Below are 20,942 nucleotides of genomic sequence, written 5' to 3' on the forward strand. Positions count from 1 at the left end.
ACGAAAGGATGACAGCAAATGCAATGGGGGTTTCGATGGTACGGGGAAGGGGATACGATCCCGTTAACGAATATTCGACAAATTCCAGGAATGCACGGCATTGTAGGAACACTTCTGAATAAAATGCCCGGAGATATCTGGGAGATTTCCGAAATCAACGCACTAAAAGCATCAATTGAAAAAGAGCATCTTTCGCTTTTAGGGATTGAGAGTGTGGCGATCCACGATGCGATCAAAGCTGGAACAGAGGAACGGGATCACTACATTGATCAATATATTCAAACGATTCGGAATTTAGCAGCTTGTGATGTACATATGATCTGCTATAGCTTCAAACCGATCTTCGGCTGGGCCAAAACAAATCTATTTTATCAAAACGAGGATGGCAGCTTCTCCTTGCTCTATGATCAAGCCGTTGTGGATGATATGGAACCTAGTGAGATGTATACGCTGATCCATAGCCAATCAAAAGGCTTTCAATTGCCAGGTTGGGAAGAAGAACGACTGAAAAAGTTCCAGCGTTTGATGGCAACTTATGAGGGGGTCACTCAAGAGATCCTCTTTGATAACTTAAGCTATTTCTTAAAGCGGATCATTCCTGTGTGTGAAGAAGTAGATGTGAAAATGGCGATCCATCCCGACGATCCACCTTGGGAAATTTTTGGCTTGCCACGAATCACCAAAAATTTAGAGGACTTAAAAAAAATCATGGCTATCGTGGATTCGCCTTATAATGGGGTGACGTTGTGCACCGGTTCGTTAGGTGCCGATCCAGAAAACGACATGGTGGAGATCGTTCATGCCTTAAAGGGACGCATCAACTTTGTTCATTTCCGCAATGTGTTGTTTATGGGGGAACGTAAATTTAAAGAATCCGCCCATCTATCCACCGAAGGATCATTAGATATGTATGCCATCATGAAAGCCTTGGTTGAGGTCGGTTTTGATGGCGTCATCCGTCCAGATCACGGGCGGACGATCTGGGGGGAAGTGGCGATGCCAGGCTATGGTCTGTATGATCGCGCGATTGGGATCAGTTATCTTCAAGGGCTTCATGAAGCCGTCTTGAAAGAACAAATGCAATCGAAGGAAACGAAGGGAGGGAAGAGTGTATGACACTCTATGAACAATTGGCAAAAACAAGGGTATTGCCTCTTTACACTGCAACGGATCTTACCTATTTGCCAGTAGTAGAATCACTGTTGATCGAACATGAACTACCCTTTATTGAAGTGACCTTCCGCAGTGACCTTGCTTTAGCAGCGATTGAAAAACTCTCTCAATCAGGCAAATTGATCGTAGGCGCAGGCACGGTGCGCACTTTAGAACAAGCGAAAGCAGCAGTTGAGAAAGGGGCGCGCTTTATTGTTTCCCCTGCTCTTGTACCTGATGTGGTGGAATTTTGTCTTGCCGAAAACATTCCAGTGTTTCCAGGAACAGCTACCCCAAATGACATTCAACGAGCAGCGGCTTATGGCTTATCAGTTGTGAAATTTTTCCCCGCGGATATCTACGGGGGCTTGCCGGCGATCAAAGCCCTCAGCGGTCCGTTTTATGATATTCGATTTGTCCCAACTGGCGGAATCAACCTCGAAAATATGCAAGACTACTTATCTGATCCGCAGGTGCTAGCAGTTGGCGGCTCCTTCATTCTTTCAGAATCATTAATAAAAGAAGGTCGGGAAAAGGCTGACAGCCATTTGGCGCATGTAAAATCATTGCTAAGTTGAGCAGTCAGCTGTAAATAAACAAGGTGAAGCAATGGGTGCCAAAGGATTTTGGTACCATTGCTTTTTTATTCGCAGAAAAGTAAAGGAGGCTATAGGATGAAAAAGATAAAACTGGTGATTTTTGATATGGACGGTTTGATGTTTGAAACAGGTCGTCTAGCTTACCGCGCTTATTTAAGAGCCGCGGAGGAATATGATTTTGAAGTTTGCCAAGAAGTTTATTATTACCTGACTGGCAGAACGGAAGCAGATATTCGTATAGGGATGCAGGAACTTTATGGCAATCAAGTACCAACGGATCGGTGGCGAGAAGCGATGAATCGTCAGAAAGAAGTGATTTTAGCTGAAGAAAAACGGGTGTTCAAAAAGCCCGGCCTTCTTGACCTGTTGGAAGCATTAAAAAAACAAGATTGCTTGATAGCCGTGGCATCCTCTTCATCGAAAGAAAAAATCAAGGCGTACTTTGAAATGGAACAGATGCCAGATTGGTTTGATACGGTGGTTTCTGGGGATCAAGTGCGAAAGGGCAAACCTGATCCAGAAATCTTTCTAACAGCTTGCCAACATTTAGGCGTAAAGCCTGAAGAAGCCTTGGTATTAGAAGATTCTCTAGCTGGCATAAAAGCCGCAAAACAAGCCGAGATCCCAGCTTTTCTGATTGCGGATGATTTGAGTGCTTTGCCAGTCAAGAAAAATGGGAAGTATCCTTTGCTTAAACAGCCAAAACTTGAGCAAGAAGTAGCTGCACAGGTGAAAACTTTTTCTGATCTGATGAAAGTCAAAGACTGGCTCGTCGTGAATCATTTTTCTTGGGATTGATCGATATTCCAAGAAGTATCAACAAAGCAAAAGGGTATGAAGCTAAAAAGTACGGTGTTTTAAAACAGGCATAGTTTTGTGGAATCAGTAAAACAACAAAGGTTCATTTTGGCAATTGGTTTTTTCCTGCTCATTTCTCTATGAAGAAGGGGAAGTTAGAGCGTTTTTCACTAGTTTCTAGGAATGAGGCAAAAGGCTGACTAGAAAAACGAGTAAGATTGTAGCAGCTCACTTTACAGCTAAGTGAAGCTGCTTTTTTTACGCTATTCCTTCAGCAACGAAAAATGAGCATTGTGTTTTAAACGGTATTCTTTTGGCGTCAGTGAGGTCAATGCTTTGAAATTTCGATTGAAGGTTCGCACATTTTGAAAGCCTGCTTGTTCTGCTACTTCCGTAATCGGCAAGAGACTATGGGTCAGCAAAAAAGAGGCATGGCGTATTCTTGCTTGATTCAAAAGCCGAGGAAAGGTGCTTTTCAATTTATCGGTGATCATTCTGGAAACGTAGACGCTGCTATAGCCGATACTGCTGCTTAGTTTTTCGAGCGTCAGTTCTTCTTTGAAGTGGGATTCGATGTAAACAAGTAGCTGGATCAGGATATCCTCTTGATTTTTGGCTGGTAATAAAGTCGTTTGGTGTTCAAAAAGGTAAAGGACTTGATACAGTGCCGATTTTCGTAAATAGAGGGAATCCGTTTCAAATAAAGGATAGTAGAGCTGCTTGGCAACAGATGAATCAATGGTGATCACCGGATCTGACAAAGCGAAATCTTTCGTTTTGGCGTAAAAATCTGGAATATACTCAGGTGAAAACACAAGAATATGCAATTGTGATTCCTTAGCGGTTTCAATGGCATGAGTCTGATAAGGCATGACTAATAACACTTGGCCTGTCGTAAGGACATAGGGACTTTCTTCGATTTTGACAACCGCTTCGCCATCACTACAAAAAAGCAATTCAAAGGAACGATGAAAATGTTCCATGTAATTAAGCGAGTAGGGATGGTAACTGGAAACGCCGAGGTATTCGCCGAAATGGTATTCTTCTAAAATGGTCACGCGATCTATCCTCCATTTTTTGTCTATCGATGTGTGGAAATCGTCCTGTGAATGACAGCGATTTCATTCTATAATTATGACAGTTCAGCTGAAGAAAGTAAATAGAACAATGATTAGTGAATATTTTTAAAATGAGCTGCAGCAGTAAGTTTCTTTTTTTTGTTAGGTATATTAGTAAAGAAAACTTACTAACTGAATGAAGCTCATTCCTACTGACACTCAGTTGAATCACAAAATGCCAAAAAGGGAAAGAGGAGGAAATTTTTTTGATTACCAATCCGATACTAACAGGCTTTCATCCAGACCCGAGTATTTGTCGTGCAGGTGAAGATTATTACATTGCTACGTCGACCTTTGAATGGTTTCCAGGTGTGCGCATCTTCCATTCGAAGGATTTGAAGAACTGGCGCTTGATCAGTACACCAGTCAATCGTGTCAGTCAGTTGAATATGCTAGGAAACCCAGATTCTGGGGGCGTTTGGGCGCCAAACTTAAGTTACAGTGATGGTCGTTTTTGGTTGATTTATTCAGATGTCAAAACACAATCTAATAGTTGGAAAGATGTGAACAATTATTTGATCACCTGTGAAACCATTGATGGGGATTGGTCAGAACCAATTTATATGAATTCTTCTGGTTTCGATCCCTCGTTATTTCATGACGACGACGGCAAAAAATATTTTCTGAACATGGTTTGGGATTATCGCCCGACAAACCATTCCTTTTACGGGATCGCTCTCCAAGAGTTTGATTGGCAAGCCAAGAAATTGGTGGGGCAGCCCAAAATTATCTTCAAAGGAACAGAGCGCAAATTGACGGAAGCACCGGTTATGTATAAAGTGAACGGCTATTATTATTTATTGACGGCAGAAGGCGGCACCAAGTTTGAACATGCAAGTACCATCGCTCGTGGGACGCACATCGAAGGGCCTTATGAAGTTCATCCTCAAAACCCTCTGATCAGTTCCTGGGGACAGCCAGAGATCCTGCTACAAAAAGCTGGCCATGGTTCATTTGTGAAAACGCAGACCGATGAATGGTATTTTGTTCACTTAACAGGGCGAGCGCTGAAGTATCCCGAAACGCCCCTCTTAGAAAATCGCGGCTATTGCCCGCTCGGACGAGAAACAGCGATCCAGTCTGTTTATTGGGAAAATGATTGGCCGTATATCACAGGCGGAAACTTTCCAAAAGAGGAAGTCCCACAGCCACAGCTGCCCGAACATCCGTGGGAAACAGAATCAGGCTTTGATGATTTTGAAGAGGCGTCGTTGGCACCAGTGTTTCAAACCTTGCGGATTCCTTTTTCTGAGGAAATCGGTAGTTTGACCGCACGACCAGGGTACTTGCGCTTGTATGGGCGAGAGTCGTTCAATTCCTTGTTCCATCAAGCACTGGTGGCAAGAAGATGGAGCGATTTTCGTTTCGAAGCAACGACTGCCGTCGAATTTTCACCGACCTCGTTTCTACAGTTGGCAGGCATGACGAATTACTACAATACACAAAACTGGTCGGCGATCTACATCACTCATGATGAGACGAAAGGCAGAATCATCACTGTATTGGCAAGCGAGAAGGGCCAACTGAAGAGTCAAAAAGCACCAGAAGTTGTGATACCAGCCGATGTACAAACAGTCTACTTCAAAACGATCGTTCATTATGCCCACTATCAATACGCGTACTCGTTTGATCAAAAAGAGTGGCAGGTCATCGATCAGCTATTTGACAGCTTGCAATTGTCTGACGACTATGTAGCAGAACATTACGGTGGATTCTTTACAGGGGCTTTTGTAGGGATGTTTGCGATCGATACGACCGGCAATCGTTTGGCGGCTGATTTTGATTCATTTGACTATCAAAAAATCGAGGAGGAAGAAAGATGAAAAATTGGAAACGGGTCTTACAAACAGCGTCAGTAGCGGGCTTAGCAGCTTTTATGCTTAGTGGTTGCGGGAATGGTTCTGGAAACAGCAGCTCAGATAATAGCGCAACGGGAAGTAGTGGCAAGGATGAGCTCGTGGTTTGGACCTTTACTTCAGAATTATCAACGATGATCAATGATTACTATTTGCCGGCGCATGACGACTTGGCCTATGACATTCGGATCGTGGAGATTCCTTCTGACCAATTCGAGACCAAGCTCGATCCGATTCTCGGTTCCAAAGATGCACCAGATGTGATTGCTTTAGAATCTGCCTTTGTCAAAAAATATGTGGAATCAGGTATGATGGCAGACCTTGGTTCACTGGGGCTTGATGAAGCCGCGGCAGATACGTATCAATATGTCAAAGACGTAGGGACTTCAAAAGACGGGGTTCTTCATGCCTTGGCTTGGCAAGCTGCTCCTGGCGGTTTTTATTACCGGGCATCGATGGCAGAAGAGCTGCTAGGGATCGATGATCCAGCGGCTGCGCAAGCGGCATTGTCAGACTACGACAAGTTCTATGAGCAAGCCAAAGCAGTCAAAGAAAAAAGTGGTGGAACCACCTATATGATCTCTAGTGTCCAAGATTTGGCAAAGCCTTTTTATGGTCAACGCGAACATGGCTGGGTTGAAGACGGCAAATTAGTGATCGACGACAGTTTGTATGACTTGTTGGATGTATCACGAAAATTTGTAGAAGAAGGCCTGACACAAGATACAGAAGGACAATCAGAAGCTTGGTTTGCTGGAATGAATGGCGACAATGTATTTGGTTATAGTTTGCCGACATGGGGACTGCACTATTGGTTAAAACCAAATGCGACAGCTGCCGATAACTCCAGCTCAACAGAAGGCGACTGGCGCATGATCCAAGGACCGTCGTCGTGGTTCTGGGGCGGCACATGGATCGGTGCTACGGCAAATTCTGAGATGCAAGAAGAAGCTGCGCAATTGGTGGCTTACTTGACCACAGATCAAGCATTTTTAAAACAATGGGCCGAAGATACCGGTGATTTTGTATCAAATGAGCGAGTCGTTGAAGAAATTAAAGGCGAATATGAAGAGGAATTTTTAGGCGGTCAAAACCACTATGCAGAATTTGCCGATATGGTTCAAGACATCAACGCGAAAATTCTGACCGAGTATGACCAGACGATTGAAACCCTCTTTACGGATAGTTGTTTGACACCATATTCAAAAGGTGAAGTGGATCAGGAAACGGCAATCCAAAACTTTAAAGATGCGGTCGTCAATGCTTATCCAGATGTTCAAGTAGATTAGGTGTTGTTGAAACCGGCACCGAAGACGGGGTCGGTTTCAACCTTTTCTAGGTATTATGCGCTGCTCAAATGGCTTGTCTTTACAGGCAGAAGTTGGCAGTAGAAGAAATAAATATCAGGGGGATTACGATGCAGAATAAGAGAAGATTTGAACAGTATCATCGCTATGGGCTATTATTTATCGCACCATTTTTTCTAGCATTCTTGGTTTTTCAGCTTTATCCAATTCTCTATACGATTTACCTAAGCTTTACGGATCTAAAAGGGTGGAATCCAGCTGCCAATCTTGTCGGACTGGATAACTATTTTGCGATTTTTCGCAACCCGTTATTTTTAAAATCCATCAGCAATACCTTTATTTTGTGGGGCGTAAACTTTGTTCCTCAAATTGGCTTGGCTCTGTTGCTGGCGGCATGGTTTACCAATATCAAGTTGCGCTTGCGGGGGAAAGGCTTCTTCAAAGTCGCTTTTTACTTACCCAACATCATTACTGCCGCTTCAGTAGCAATCTTATTTTTCGTTTTGTTCAGTTTTCCGTTAGGTCCGATCAACCTAGTCTTGCAGCATTTCGGTGTTTTGGACCAGCCCTATGACTTTTTCCGTAGTGAAACGGGCACTCGGCTGATCGTTTCCTTTATCCAATTTTGGATGTGGTATGGTCAGACCACGATCGTTTTGGTTTCGGGCATTTTGAGCATTGATGATGCTCTTTTTGAATCAGCAATGGTCGATGGAGCCAATGATGGTCAAATTTTCCGCAAGATCACGCTGCCTTTGTTAAAACCAATCTTGCTTTATACATTGGTGACGTCTTTGATTGGCGGCTTGCAAATGTTCGACATTCCTTTTTTGCTGACAAACGGCAATCCCAACAATAGTGTCTTAACGATCACGATGTTTATCTACAACCAAGCCTTTACCGGGAGTCGGAATTTCAACATTGCCGCAACCGCGTCGGTGCTATTACTGGTACTTTCAATCGTATTAAGCACGTTATTGTTTCAATTTTTCAAAGAAAATAGCAAAGTGGGGCGAAAATAAATGGAAAATAGCTATCGGGCAAAACGATTGTTGATCTATGTCTTTTTGGTGTTGCTGACCATCTTAAGTATTCTGCCCTTTTGGGTCGTCTTAGTCAATGCGACCCGTTCAGCAGAACAGATCCAGCAAGGGCTGTCCTTGTGGCCAGGCGGTAATCTCCAATACAACTGGTCCGTCTTAATGGGCAGAGGCTTCAATGTTTTCAATGGGTTTAAAAATAGTTTCTTGATTGCGGCTGGCGCTACCGTTCTCAATGTATATTTTTCGGCATTGACAGCTTATGGCGTGATCGCCTATGAGTTTCGTGGCAAGAAAGTCCTGTTTGCTGTCATTCTTGGGCTGATCATGATTCCTCAGCAAATCAGCATGATCGGTTTTTATCAATTTATGAATCGCTTAGGGCTCTTAAATAATTTTCTGCCATTGATTTTACCAGCGATCGCATCACCTGCTACCGTTTTTTTCTTAAAGCAATACTTAGAAACGATCTATCATCCTGATTTGGCAGATTCTGCTCGTTTGGACGGAGCCGGCGAAATCAAAATTTTCCATCGCATCATGTTGCCCTTGATGAAACCGGGCTTAGCCACCATGGCGATTTTCTCGTTCGTGACCTCGTGGAATAATTTCTTGATGCCCTTGATCTTGATCAACGATACGGAAAAGTATACGTTGCCGATGCTGGTCCAATTGCTGAAAACGGATGTTTACCGTACTGAATTTGGCAGTATGTATCTAGGGATCTCCTTAAGTATTATTCCTTTATTGCTGATTTACCTGTTTCTATCGAAATACATCGTGGGCGGTGTGACGGCTGGCGGAATCAAAGGATAGTGAGACCTTTTTACCAAAAGAAAACGCTGGACTGAGTCTTCAGTCCAGCATTCATTTAACGGATCACACGGGAGAGATCAAGTGCCGCAAAGCGCAAATCGTTGATATTCAAGAAATGTTTCGCCACTAAAACGTTGCCGCCAAACAGCGGGGCCTGATCGCCTAATCGACTGTTTTTGATCTTCGTGTTTTTGGTGAACTGGCTGGTCAATTTTTGTTGCAGCGCCAGTAATAAATCAGGAATTTTGCGATAGACCGAGCTGTTGATATAGACTTCTTCGGGATCAGAAAAAGTGATGACATTGTTTAGCCCAATACTAAGAAACTCAACATTTTGTTGCGCCAATTCGACTGCTGATTTTTCTCCGGCATGATAGGCTTGTGCAAAGGTATCCGAATTAACGAACGCAGTTTTTGTATAGTGACTGTAGGTGTCAAACAAGACTTTGTTCGACGCATATTGCTCTAAGCAGCCTCGATTGCCGCAAGGGCACAAGTTGCCGTGAGGGAAGAGCGTAGAATGACCAACTTCCCCCGCCATGCCGTGAGTACCGGTTTGCAGCTGCCCATCAACGATGATTCCGACACCGATCCCACTATGGACGCTGACGCTCAGTAAATTCGTGGAATCAGAAGAAAAACAGTACTCGCCTAAAGCCGTTAGGTTGGCTTCGTTTTCTATATAGACCGCCGTATTGTATTTTTGGCTCAAAGGGGCGATCAAATCAAAGTGTTCCAAGTCGTAGTAGGGGGCAAAGGTGACCGTCTGATTGTGAACGATGCCGTGGATCGCCAAACAGATTCCTACTAATCCATGAGTGGTTTGCGGCATTTGCGGCCAAAACTCTTTCATCATGGAATCGATCGTCGCTAGTACATTTTCTTTGGTGATCAATTCATGGGAATGGTCGGCAGAGGCGATCATCTCGCCATTGATATAAGAGAGCATCCCTCGAACATAGTTATAGCCGATGTCAAAGGTAACAGCTAAGCTGCTACGGTGATTGAATTGCAATTGAATCGGTTTGCGACCACCGATCGAAGTGGAATCACCAATGCCGACTTCGCGCACGAAGTCCGTGTCGATCAGTTTTTTGGTTATTTGAGAAACAGACGCTTTATTGAGATGGGTCAAATTTGACACTTCCGCTCGTGACACATTTTCATTGTCAATGATCGTCTTCAATACAGCAGCTTCATTTTGTTCGCGTATGCCCATTTTATTGATAATCATGTGTTCTCCTCTTCGTAGATGTGATTAGTGTTAGTTTACCGTGCAAATTAATATTGTGCAAGCTGAAGAATAAAGAAAAGACGCAGAATGTAGGAGCAGCAGTTTGAGAAGGAAAAACCATGAAAGATTCGTTGAAAGCGCTTGACAGGAATGCGAGAATCGTTTACTATCCAATTAGTTAGTTTTGAATGCTAATTAACCACTTAAGGGTCAATGGTTAACTGCTTCAAACAGAGGAAGGAGAGAAGAGATGGCTTATTTTTTAGGGTTGGATCTAGGAACAAGTGCGTTAAAAGGCTTAGTTTTTGATCAAACCGGGGAACTCCAAGGAACAGCAAGTGCTGACTATCCATTGTCATCCCCTAGACCGGGGTTCAGTGAGCAAGAGCCGGTGCACTGGCAAGAGGCGGCAGATAAGGTGATCAAAACCTTGATCCAGCAGCTTCCAACGCTGCAAAAGGAATTGATCGGCGTCAGCTTTTCTGGGCAAATGCATAGTCTTGTTTTATTGGATGAAGAAAACCGAGTCATTCGTCCGGCAATATTATGGAATGACGTTCGGACCACCAAACAATGCCAAGCGATCATGGCATCCTTTGGAGAGGAAATAAAAGCAATCACCAAGAATGTTGCTTTGGAAGGGTTCACCTTACCAAAAATTTTATGGGTCCAAGAACACGAGCCTGAACATTGGCAACAAGTTCGTCACATGATGCTGCCAAAAGACTACTTGGCTTTTTGGCTGACTGGTAACTATTCGATGGATTATTCCGATGCAGCGGGTACGTTACTGCTGGATATCGAAAAGAAGTGCTGGTCTGAAGCCATTCTAGAAAAATTCGCAATCGCATCGGATTTACTGCCGCCGCTTTTTGAATCAGCAGCGCCTGTAGGGCAAATGCGAAAAGAGCTGCAAGAAGCCTTTGGCTTTGAACAAGAGGTGACGATCTATGCAGGTGGCGCAGACAATGCCTGTGCTGCATTAGGTTCAGGGATCATCGCCGAAGGTGTCGGCATGGTGTCGATTGGCACGAGCGGTGTGTTCTTATCCTTTGAAGAAGCGCAAGAGGTTGATTATCAAGGAGATCTACACCTTTTCCGTCATGCGATCAAAGACAAGTTGTATTCAATGGGGGTCACGTTAGCCGCTGGAAATTCCTTAAGCTGGTATCGTGATACGTTTGCCCCCAACCAATCGTTTCAGGAATTGCTTTCAGCGATCAGTGAGGTAAACCCAGGGGCAGAAGGCCTGCTGTTTACGCCTTATATCGTGGGCGAACGCACACCGCATACCGACAGCCAAATCAGGGGTAGTTTTATCGGCATCGACACACGGCATCGCGAAAAGCATTTCAGTCGTGCGGTCTTAGAAGGGATTACCTTCTCTTTAAAAGATTCCCAAATGATCATGGAAGAACGGGCACAGCGGAAATTCACCCAGATCGTTTCTGTGGGGGGCGGTGCGAAAAATGCCGAATGGCTGCAAATGCAAGCCGATATTTTTAATGCAGAAATGCTGACTTTGTCTACTGAGCAAGGTCCAGGTATGGGCGCAGCAATGCTGGCAGCAATCGGCAGTGGCATTTATCCAGATGCAGCTGCCTGTGTTAACGCCTTTGTCAAATACGGCAAAGCCATTGCACCGATTCCTGAAAATGTCGCCAAATACCAAGAAATTTATACGATCTACCGCACCGTCTACCAACAAACCGCCCCTATCTGCCATGCATTGGCGCAAATCGAGTAGCGTAATGGCAGCAGGCAATCTACATGATCAAAGCGAGGAATCGTTTTTGGTTCTAAATGATTGGAAACAAGTAAGTTAGTTTATTACACTAAAAAACATAAAATGGAGGCAACAACAATGACTTATTTTCCAGAGATCGAAAAAATCCGCTACGAAGGTCCTAAAACAGACAATATGCTTGCATTTCGCCACTACGATGCCGAAGAAGTTGTATTAGGCAAGAAAATGAAAGATCATCTACGTTTTGCAATCGCCTATTGGCATACGATGACGCAAGACGGTTCTGATCCTTTTGGCGCACCTGTCAACAAACGGACGTGGATCGGTGACACCGAAATGGAAACGGCGAAAAATCGAGTAGAAGCCTTCTTCGAGATTTGCGAAAAATTAGGGGCAGAGTTCTTCTGTTTCCATGATGTAGACGTGGCGCCTGCAGGAGAAACGTTAGAAGAGTTTTTCCAAAACTTAGACGAAATCACCGATTTGATCAAAGAAAAAATGGAACAAACGGGAATCAAACTATTATGGAATACAGCAAATATGTTCTCACATCCTCGTTTCAATAACGGCGCTGCTTCCACCAATAATGCGGAAGTTTATGCGTATGCGGCAGCCCAAGTCAAAAAAGGCTTAGACATCTCGAAAAAATTAGGCGGCGAAAACTATGTCTTCTGGGGTGGCCGTGAAGGCTATGAAACCTTGTTGAATACAGACATGAAATTTGAACAAGACAACATCGCCCGTCTATTCAAAATGGCGATCGCTTATGGCGAAAAAATCGGTCATAAACCTCAGTTCTTATTAGAGCCGAAACCAAAAGAACCATCAAAACATCAATATGATTTTGATGCAGCGACAACGATGGCCTTCATTCAGCACTACGGCTTAGAAGGAGATTTCAAATTAAACCTAGAAGCCAATCATGCAACATTAGCTGGCCATACCTTTGAACATGAAATCGCCGTTGCCCGTAGCTATAACGCATTAGGCTCACTGGATGCCAACCAAGGAGATATGCTGTTAGGATGGGATACGGATGAATTCCCAACCAACGTCTTTGACTCGACACTTGCTTTATACGAAGTCTTAGAAAACGGCGGCATTGCGCCGGGAGGAATCAATTTCGATTCTAAAGTCCGTCGTTCGTCATTTGAAATGGAAGATCTGTTGTTAGCCCACATCGCTGGCATGGATACGTATGCCAGAGCGTTGAAAGCAGCAGCGAAACTAAAAGAAGACCGCTTCTTAGACGAATTGAAGGAAAAACGATACGCCTCTTTCCAAGAAGGCATCGGAGCGAAGATCGTTGCTGATGAGGAAAACTTAGAAACACTGACAGATTACGCATTGGCGCATGATCAAATCGAATTAGAATCCAGCCACATTGAATATGTGAAATCTCGTTTGAATGATTACCTGTTTTAATAAGAAACGACTGTCGTTCTGAGGAGCGGCAGTTTTTTCACCTAAAAAATATCTTTTGGCAATTGTTACGAATCAACCAAATTATGATACGATAAAATGTAACCGATTTATTTCGGTTTAGGAAATGAAGGAGGCAACTTGATGTTTCACACAAACTTAGATCCTTTCCCAGAAAACTTCTTATGGGGGGCAGCTTCGGCGGCCTATCAAATTGAAGGAGCATGGGCAGAAGACGGCAAAGGTCCGTCGATTTGGGACACCTATGCCCAAATTCCTGGCAATACTTTTGAGGAAACCAACGGCAAAGTGGCGATCGATCACTACCATCGGTACAAAGAAGATGTTGATTTGATGAAGCAAATGGGCTTGAAAGCCTATCGCTTCAGCGTGGCGTGGTCGCGAATCTTGCCTGATGGCGAAGGCGCGGTCAATGAAGCGGGTGTGGCGTTTTACGAAAAGCTGGTGGACGAATTGCTTCGGCAAGGAGTAGAGCCGATTTTGACGCTGTATCATTGGGACCTTCCCCAGGCTTTGCAAGACAAATACCAAGGATGGGAAGGCCGAGAAACAGCAGAAGCATTTGAACGTTATTGCCGAATCCTTTTTGAACGCCTAGGAAAGAAAGTCACCTATTGGGTCACCATGAATGAACAAAATGTCTTCACTTCTCTTGGGTACCGTTGGGCGGCACATCCGCCGGGCTTGAAGGACTTAAAACGGATGTATGCAGCCAATCATATCATCAACCTTGCCAATGCTAAGGCGATCAATTTGTTCCATGAGCTGGTTCCTCAGGGCAAGATCGGCCCAAGTTTTGGCTATGGACCGATGTATCCGTTTAGCTGTGACCCAGAAGATGTGCTAGCAGCAGAAAATGGCGAAGCCTTCAACAACGCGTGGTTTTTAGATGTCTATTGCAAAGGCGAATACCCGAAATTTGTCTACAAGCAATTAGCCAAAGTTGGCTTGGCTCCTGAAGTCACTCCAGAAGATCAAGCACTATTAAAACAGGCAAAACCTGATTTCTTAGGAATCAATTACTATCACGGTGGGACGGCCCAGCAAAACAATTTGCAAAAGCAGTCAGCTGAAAAGAAAGAATTTTCTAAAGTCGATCCGTATTTGATGCAAGCGGCAGCTGGTGAGTTCTCACCCGAAGAAACCATGTTTGCGACAGCAGAAAATCCTCACTTGAAAAAAACAGATTGGGGCTGGGAGATCGATCCCGTTGGTTTCCGTGTAGCCTTGCGCCGCATCCAAGCCAATTATGACTTGCCGATTTTTATTACTGAAAATGGGTTAGGCGCTATCGATCAATTGACAGAAGACAAACAGATCCATGACCCATATCGCATCACCTATTTGCAGGAACATCTGGTGGAACTGCAAAAGGCCATCACGGATGGGGTTGAGCTGATCGGCTATTGTGCTTGGTCCTTTACAGATCTACTGAGTTGGTTGAATGGATACAAAAAACGCTATGGGTTTGTTTATGTCGATCGCGACAATCAAAGCGAACGTCAGTTGGCGCGCATCCCGAAAGATAGTTTTTATTGGTATCAAGAGGTGATTCGCACCAACGGGGCAAGTTTGACAAGTGAAACATGATGTAACCAAGGAGTAGCTGAAAATGGAGGTTGGAAAATGCGTAAAGTGTTGATCGTTGACGATGAAGCATCGATCCGAAATGGGCTACCTCTGATCATCGATTGGGAACGTCTGGGGTATCAAATCGTCGGGTCGGCGGAAAACGGCGAAGCTGGCTTGGCAATGATCCGTGAATTGAAGCCAGACGTTGTGATCGCTGATATCCGTATGCCGGGAAAAAATGGTCTTGAGATGGTGCAAGCAGCATCGGAGGAAGGGCTTTTGTTTTTTGCCATTATTTTATCCGGCTACTCAGATTTTGACTATGCCAAGCAAGCTTTGCAACTGGGCGCTGTGACCTATTTGCTGAAACCAGTTGATGAAGAAGAGCTGATCGGTATTTTGACGAAAATCGATCAAAAAGCCAAGACCGATCAGCAGAAAAATCAGAAGAGTCAGTTGATGGAGAAATTGTTTGGCGGGGATCAAACGGGGATCAAAGACGCACAAGCCATCAAGCTATTGCGTCTTTCCGAGGAGGCAGATGCCCAAAAGCTGGTTGAGAAATTGCAGGAGCAAGTGGCGCAAGTCGTCACCTTGATCCATCGGCATCATCGGTATTTGGTTTTGTTAAACGAGGAGCGCTTTCCCGACGAGGCGATCGATGCGTGGTGCCGTAAAAAAATGGCTCACCAAGAAATCTTGATCTCCCGCTGGTTTGCGGCGCAAGATAACTTGAAGCCATTGATGATCGATATCCAGACATTGAGTAAATTGATTTTCTTATTTCCCAATCAAGTCATTTCTCACCATGTTTTGGATACGACGCAAGAAGCAGAAGAGCGAAGCGATTTGCGTGAAGAATTAGTCAAGGCGATTTTGGCAAACGATCCGTTAGAACAGCCGTTATCCCGCTATTATCAAACCTTTTATCATTCATTGGCATTGGAAGAAGAAATCAAATGGCAAATCAATGGTGACATCGAATGGCTGCAGCATCAAATCAGTGAAAAAGTAGCCTTAGCAATCGAATGGTCGACAGACGAAGTACATCAGCAGATTTTTCTCGCCCAGACGTTTCCAATGCTGCAAGAGGTGATCACCGCAAAACTAGCAGACTTGCAAGCAACAGTCGCCAGCAGTTTGAACCAAATCGATATCATTGCAGAATTGATCCAATACACGAAAAAGCATTATCAAGAAGATTTGACCTTGAAAAAAATCGGGGAACGTTTCAATTACAATAGTGCCTATCTAGGCAAGAAGTTTCGCAAAGAAACTGGGAAAAATTATTTGGCGTTCTTGGATGAAGTACGAATGGAAAAAGCGGTGGAAATCTTGCGTCATTCCAATCTAATGGTCTACGAAGTTGCTGAATTGGTGGGCTACAGCAATGTTGATTATTTCTACAAAAAGTTCAAACAATACCATCAGGTTTCACCGAATGAGTTTCGGAAAAATGAATAACCACAAAGATGTCCGTGATTTTCTACGGACATCTATTTTTTAGGGTAACGATGACTAAATTGCTTGGTAGGCTTTCTTTTTTTTCTTTTATATAATTTAAATGAAACTGTAAGCGCTTTTCGAACGGAGGAGGAGAAATGACAGATGTACGCCTGTGCTTTGATGTAGGGGGGACCTATATCAAATTCGGGGTTTTTACCGAGAAGAATCAATGGCTGGACCGAGGCAAAATCAAAACCCCGAGTAATACGCGGGATGAATTTTTTGCTGCCTTAGCTGCCAAAATAAAAGAAGTCGAGCAAGTGCATGTCATCGAAGGGATCGGGCTGAGTTTTCCTGGTTTCATTGATTCAGTCAATGGCCGAGCGATCATGGCGGGGGCGTTGGCTCCTTTACACGGCTGTGCTGTTGTACAAGAGCTGCAGCAGCGTTTAAACAAGTCCTATCCGATCTGGATCGAAAATGATGCGAAATGTGCTGCTTTAGCAGAACTTTCTACCGGCAATGCTGCTGACGTACAAGATTTTGTCATGATCACACTAGGCACCGGTATTGGTGGCGCGCTCGTTCATCAGCGCCAGTTGATTCACGGACATGGGTTTCGGGCAGGAGAATTCGGAATGATGATCACTGATTTTCAAGCATCTTCTTTTGCGACCCTCCATGATCTAGCTTCAACGAGAGGACTGATTGCTGCCTATCGGCGGGCAAAAGCGATTCCTGAATCAGAGGAGATTTTAGGCGAAACCATCATGCAACATCGGTCGAGTGATCCTGAAACGCAGGAGATCCTGAAACAGTGGGCACGTTATGTCGCACTTGCGATTTACAACCTAGCTGTCACGATGAATCCCGAAAAAATACTGATCGGCGGCGGCATCAGCCAACACCCTGATCTATTAGCTATAATCAAACAAGCAATCAATGAGAACCCCCATTGGCCAGATTTCCAAGTGCCGATCGAGACTTGTCGTTACTATAATGATTCTGGTCTGTTAGGGGCGTTGACATTGATCCAACAAGGAGGAAAAAAATGAAATTTTCAGATGGCGGTTGGTTATTTCGTGAAGGATTTGATGTGAAATTTGCGGTGCATGTCTACGATGCCCGTAAAGAAGAAAACAAATTGGTTTTATATCTGCCTTATAGCTATGTCGGACATAATGGGGCAACGCTGGATGGCGGATTGTTAACGATGGAAGTCACTACCCCTAGAAGCAATATCATTGGGATCACCCTCTATAACTATAAAGGGGTCCAAGCCAAAGCCCCCGATTTTGAATTGATGACAGAAGCGATCACTCCTGATATTTCAGAAGACGAGCAATCATATGTTTTTCGCTCGGGAGACTTGCAAGTCGTAATCACCAAAGAGGAAAATGTGACAGCTTCGTTTTATTACAAAGAACAGCTGATTACCCAAAGCAAGCCTCGCAGCAAAGCCTTAGTGATCGATCCGCAAGCAAATACCCATATCAGCGAACAGTTGACCCTGGATGTGGGAGAAACGATCTATGGTTTAGGGGAACGCTTTACAAATTTCGTGAAGAACGGCCAGAGTGTTGATATCTGGAATGCCGACGGGGGCACTGGTACAGAGCAAGCTTATAAAAATATTCCTTTTTATGTAAGTAATAAAGGGTATGGCGTCTTTGTCAATTCACCAGATCGTGTGCAATTCGAAGTGGGGAGTGAAAAAGTTTCGCGTGTTCAATTCAGCAATCCAGGACAATCGCTGCAGTACTTTGTGATTGCCGGCGATGAGTTAAAACAAGTGATTCAGCGCTACACTGATTTGACGGGGAAACCGTCGCTGCCGCCTGCGTGGTCCTTTGGTTTGTGGCTAAGTACCTCGTTCTTGACGGATTATGATGAACAAACCGTGACGTCTTTTGTAGACGGTATGGCAGAACGTGATATCCCTCTTGAGGTCTTTCATTTTGACTGCTTATGGATGAAAGAATATGAGTGGTGCAACTTCACGTGGGACGAACGAACTTTCCCAGAACCTGAAAAAATGCTGCAGCGCTTGAAAGCCAAAGGATTGAAAATCTGTGTCTGGATCAATCCTTACATTGGGCAAAAATCACCCTTGTTTGATGAAGGGATGGCCAATGGCTACTTTTTGAAACGCGCCAATGGAGATGTCTGGCAATGGGACAAATGGCAAGCTGGTTTGGCGGTCGTCGACTTCACCAACCCTGAAGCGATCGCTTGGTACAACAGCAAGCTGCGTGCCTTATTAGACATGGGTGTGGATTGCTTCAAAACGGATTTTGGTGAACGGATTCCCACCGATGCGGTGTACTATGATGGCTCTGATCCAGAAAAAATGCACAATTATTACGCCTATCTATACAATAAGGTCGTCTTTGACTTGCTGAAAGAAGTCAAGGGAGCAGAAGAAGCCATCGTTTTTGCGCGGGCAGCTTCGGTTGGTTCACAACGCTTGCCTGTACACTGGGGCGGCGACAGTACCTCAGATTATCCATCGATGGCAGAGTCGCTGCGGGCAGGTCTGTCCTTTGGGTTAGGCGGCTTTGGGTATTGGAGCCACGATATCTCAGGGTTTGAAGCTGGCTCAACTCCAGACCTCTACAAGCGCTGGACACAATTTGGTCTGCTGTCTTCCCATAGCCGTTACCATGGCAGCTGGGAATACAAAGTGCCATGGGTCTATGACGACGAAGCCGTGGCGGTAGCTAAAGCCTTTACCAAGTTAAAACTGTCCTTGATGCCTTACTTGCAAGCCCAATCGGTGCTAACCGCTCAAACGGGGATTCCGATGATGCGGGCAATGGTCTTAGAGTTTCCTGAAGACGAGATGACCCATCATTTGGATCGCCAATACATGCTGGGGGAAAACCTTTTAGTGGCGCCCATTTTTAATGATCAAGGAACAGTCTCCTTTTACGTACCGAAAACGAAGGGGCATTGGATCGACTATTTATCTGGCAAAGCATACGAGGGCGGACGCTGGTACCAAGAAACCTATGACTATTTCCACTTGCCACTGTTAGTCCGACCAAATCAAGTCATTATCGAAGGCCATGAACAAACCAAAGCAGTCTATGACTATGCCCAACAGCCAACGATCCATCTTTTTGATCCGCAAGACAAGACCGCTGCCGCTATCTATGATCACCACGGTGAGTGGCTTGGCGAGGTCATTGTCGAAAGAGTCGATCAAGAACTGATCGTCAAGCTGACTGGCATCCAGCAAGCATCCTTGCAGATACACACGACTGCTGGAAAAACGAGCCATGAGCTGACGGCTGACCAAACCACGATAAAGGAGTTTTAGATGCCCATGCGAACCATCACGAATCCAATTTTACCTGGATTTCATCCAGATCCCAGTATTTGCCGTGTCGGTGAAGACTTTTATCTGGTGATGAGTACCTTTGAATATTTTCCTGGATTACCAATCTATCACAGTAAAAACTTGGCAGACTGGCAGCTGATTGGCCATGGACTTTCGCGACCTGAGCAGTTGCAGCTACCGACGAAAAATCCCAATGCTTTTGGTCTGTATGCCCCAACCTTGCGTTTCATCAAGGACCGCTTTTACCTCGTTTGTACTAACGTTGGCGCAAACGAAGGAGGAGAAGGCAACTTTCTGATTTGGACGGATGACATTGCTGGTGAATGGTCTGACCCGATTTGGCTGGACACCCCTGGGATCGACCCGACGATTTTCGTAGATGACGATGGGCAGACCTATTACTTAGGCACCCATAAGGAGATCTATCTGCGGACGATCGATTTGGCTTCTGGAGAACTAGGCCCGCGGCAAAATATTTGGACGGGCAGCGGAGCGGCTGATCCAGAAGGCCCCCACTTGTATAAAAAAGACGGCTATTACTACCTGTTGATCTCCGAAGGCGGAACGTCCTATGGGCATATGCTGACCATGGCCCGCAGCCGTTCCTTGACGGGACCCTATGAAGCATGCCCCAACAATCCAGTGATGACCAATCGCAGTACGAATCTGCCACTGCAAGCCGCAGGGCATGCGGATCTCGTGCAAGATACTAAAGGCAACTGGTGGGCAGTCTGTCTAGCAGTACGCCCCATCAGCTATCCTTTGAGGCATTTGTTAGGGCGGGAAACATGCCTGCTGCCAGTGGACTGGTCAAACCCATGGCCGGTGTTTGGCGAGGAAGGTCATCTACCAGAAACCATTCAGGTAGACACAGCAGCGGCACCAAAGGAAACACAAAAGAAGAGCAGCAAGCCTGATTACGTGACTTTATTCGAATGGGACCCGACGTTGATTGAAGAAGAGCCGCATGGCTTCTTGCTGCATCCTAATCAGACGGGTCTGTCTGATCAAGGCAAACTTGCGGCTGTGTTCCAACGGCAAACCGCCTTTGATCAACAATTTCAAGCAACCTTTGATTGTCGGCAACTAACGGATGGACAAGCGGGATTGACGGTTTTCTTAAATGCCACCCATCACTATGAGGGATACCTGGAAAAAACGGCGTCCAGTCAGCAGCTAGTTTTCCGCCGACAAATCGGCTCCCTATGGAAAGTGGAAAAGAAACTGCCTTATGCAGCAGATACAGTCACCTTGCAGCTGAGCGCCGATAAAGAAACTTATCGTTTTTCTGTTGTTGATGAGCAAGGACAAGCACAGCCTTTAGGCAGTGGAGAAACAAAATATCTGACTACTGAAGTTGGTGGTGTCTTTACTGGGATCATGGTAGGCTGCTATGCCAGCGCCTCTTCATCCCAACAAACCCTTCGTGTGCGGGATTTCTAATCAATCAAAAGCCCCCCTTCGATTTCTG

General features: G+C 44.9%; 16 protein-coding genes. 14 read left to right on the forward strand and 2 right to left on the reverse strand.

Annotated features, from left to right (window positions below; translation table 11 throughout):
* Nucleotides 1–18 precede the first annotated feature (18 nt).
* The 3 genes from uxuA to A5883_RS02020 all read left to right on the forward strand — a co-directional run bounded on the left by uxuA (nucleotide 19) and on the right by A5883_RS02020 (nucleotide 2,549).
* On the forward strand, nucleotides 19–1,116 hold the full coding sequence (gene uxuA / locus A5883_RS02010) for a mannonate dehydratase (RefSeq protein ID WP_086337907.1): 1,098 nt from the start codon (nucleotides 19–21) through the stop codon (nucleotides 1,114–1,116).
* Nucleotides 1,113–1,730: a bifunctional 4-hydroxy-2-oxoglutarate aldolase/2-dehydro-3-deoxy-phosphogluconate aldolase gene (locus tag A5883_RS02015; protein WP_086337908.1), complete on the forward strand. Its 618-nt coding sequence runs from the start codon at nucleotides 1,113–1,115 to the stop codon at nucleotides 1,728–1,730. Before uxuA ends, A5883_RS02015 begins: the two co-directional genes overlap by 4 nt.
* Nucleotides 1,731–1,826: 96 nt before the next feature.
* The gene (locus A5883_RS02020; protein ID WP_086337909.1) at nucleotides 1,827–2,549 is read left to right on the forward strand and encodes an HAD family hydrolase; all 723 of its coding nucleotides are present in this window, start codon (nucleotides 1,827–1,829) and stop codon (nucleotides 2,547–2,549) included.
* A gap of 263 nt (nucleotides 2,550–2,812) precedes the next feature.
* Here the strand turns inward: A5883_RS02020 and A5883_RS02025 are convergent, their stop codons facing one another.
* A complete protein-coding gene (locus A5883_RS02025) occupies nucleotides 2,813–3,607 on the reverse strand; it encodes a helix-turn-helix transcriptional regulator (RefSeq protein ID WP_086337910.1) in 795 nt (264 codons plus the stop codon).
* 266 nt (nucleotides 3,608–3,873) lie between these two features.
* Between A5883_RS02025 and A5883_RS02030 the strand changes: the two genes are divergently transcribed.
* The 4 genes from A5883_RS02030 (at nucleotide 3,874) to A5883_RS02045 (ending at nucleotide 8,686) form a co-directional block, all read left to right on the forward strand.
* Nucleotides 3,874–5,490 (forward strand): glycoside hydrolase family 43 protein, encoded by a 1,617-nt coding sequence (locus A5883_RS02030; RefSeq protein ID WP_074933200.1) that lies wholly within the window; start codon nucleotides 3,874–3,876, stop codon nucleotides 5,488–5,490.
* Complete coding sequence (locus tag A5883_RS02035) at nucleotides 5,487–6,812, forward strand: ABC transporter substrate-binding protein (protein ID WP_005228442.1); 1,326 nt, start codon at nucleotides 5,487–5,489, stop codon at nucleotides 6,810–6,812. Before A5883_RS02030 ends, A5883_RS02035 begins: the two co-directional genes overlap by 4 nt.
* Before the next feature lie 128 nt (nucleotides 6,813–6,940).
* Nucleotides 6,941–7,852 carry a carbohydrate ABC transporter permease gene (locus A5883_RS02040; RefSeq protein WP_086337911.1) on the forward strand — a complete coding sequence of 304 codons (912 nt, stop codon included), beginning with the start codon at nucleotides 6,941–6,943 and terminating at the stop codon, nucleotides 7,850–7,852.
* Entirely contained in the window at nucleotides 7,853–8,686 is an 834-nt protein-coding gene (locus A5883_RS02045) for a carbohydrate ABC transporter permease (RefSeq protein ID WP_005228444.1), read from the forward strand.
* A 55-nt stretch (nucleotides 8,687–8,741) separates the two neighbouring features.
* Here A5883_RS02045 and A5883_RS02050 read toward each other — a convergent pair whose 3' ends face one another.
* Complete coding sequence (locus tag A5883_RS02050) at nucleotides 8,742–9,920, reverse strand: ROK family transcriptional regulator (protein WP_015510297.1); 1,179 nt, start codon at nucleotides 9,918–9,920, stop codon at nucleotides 8,742–8,744.
* A gap of 250 nt (nucleotides 9,921–10,170) precedes the next feature.
* Between A5883_RS02050 and xylB the strand changes: the two genes are divergently transcribed.
* The 7 genes from xylB (at nucleotide 10,171) to A5883_RS02085 (ending at nucleotide 20,914) form a co-directional block, all read left to right on the forward strand.
* Nucleotides 10,171–11,667, forward strand: coding sequence for a xylulokinase (gene xylB / locus A5883_RS02055; RefSeq protein WP_086337912.1), 1,497 nt, complete (start codon nucleotides 10,171–10,173; stop codon nucleotides 11,665–11,667).
* A gap of 117 nt (nucleotides 11,668–11,784) precedes the next feature.
* Nucleotides 11,785–13,092 carry a xylose isomerase gene (xylA, locus tag A5883_RS02060; RefSeq protein WP_086337913.1) on the forward strand — a complete coding sequence of 436 codons (1,308 nt, stop codon included), beginning with the start codon at nucleotides 11,785–11,787 and terminating at the stop codon, nucleotides 13,090–13,092.
* A gap of 141 nt (nucleotides 13,093–13,233) precedes the next feature.
* Nucleotides 13,234–14,700 carry a glycoside hydrolase family 1 protein gene (locus tag A5883_RS02065; RefSeq protein WP_086337914.1) on the forward strand — a complete coding sequence of 489 codons (1,467 nt, stop codon included), beginning with the start codon at nucleotides 13,234–13,236 and terminating at the stop codon, nucleotides 14,698–14,700.
* A gap of 36 nt (nucleotides 14,701–14,736) precedes the next feature.
* Nucleotides 14,737–16,146, forward strand: a complete 1,410-nt coding sequence (locus A5883_RS02070) for a response regulator (RefSeq protein ID WP_086337915.1) — start codon at nucleotides 14,737–14,739, stop codon at nucleotides 16,144–16,146.
* Between the two features lie 137 nt (nucleotides 16,147–16,283).
* Entirely contained in the window at nucleotides 16,284–17,183 is a 900-nt protein-coding gene (locus A5883_RS02075; protein ID WP_086337916.1) for an ROK family protein, read from the forward strand.
* Complete coding sequence (yicI, locus tag A5883_RS02080) at nucleotides 17,180–19,450, forward strand: alpha-xylosidase (protein WP_086337917.1); 2,271 nt, start codon at nucleotides 17,180–17,182, stop codon at nucleotides 19,448–19,450. Before A5883_RS02075 ends, yicI begins: the two co-directional genes overlap by 4 nt.
* On the forward strand, nucleotides 19,451–20,914 hold the full coding sequence (locus tag A5883_RS02085; RefSeq protein WP_086337918.1) for a glycoside hydrolase family 43 protein: 1,464 nt from the start codon (nucleotides 19,451–19,453) through the stop codon (nucleotides 20,912–20,914).
* Nucleotides 20,915–20,942: the final 28 nt, after the last annotated feature.

The sequence above is a fragment of the Enterococcus sp. 5B3_DIV0040 genome (genome assembly GCF_002140755.1).
Classification (GTDB): Bacteria; Bacillota; Bacilli; order Lactobacillales; family Enterococcaceae; genus Enterococcus_D; species Enterococcus_D casseliflavus.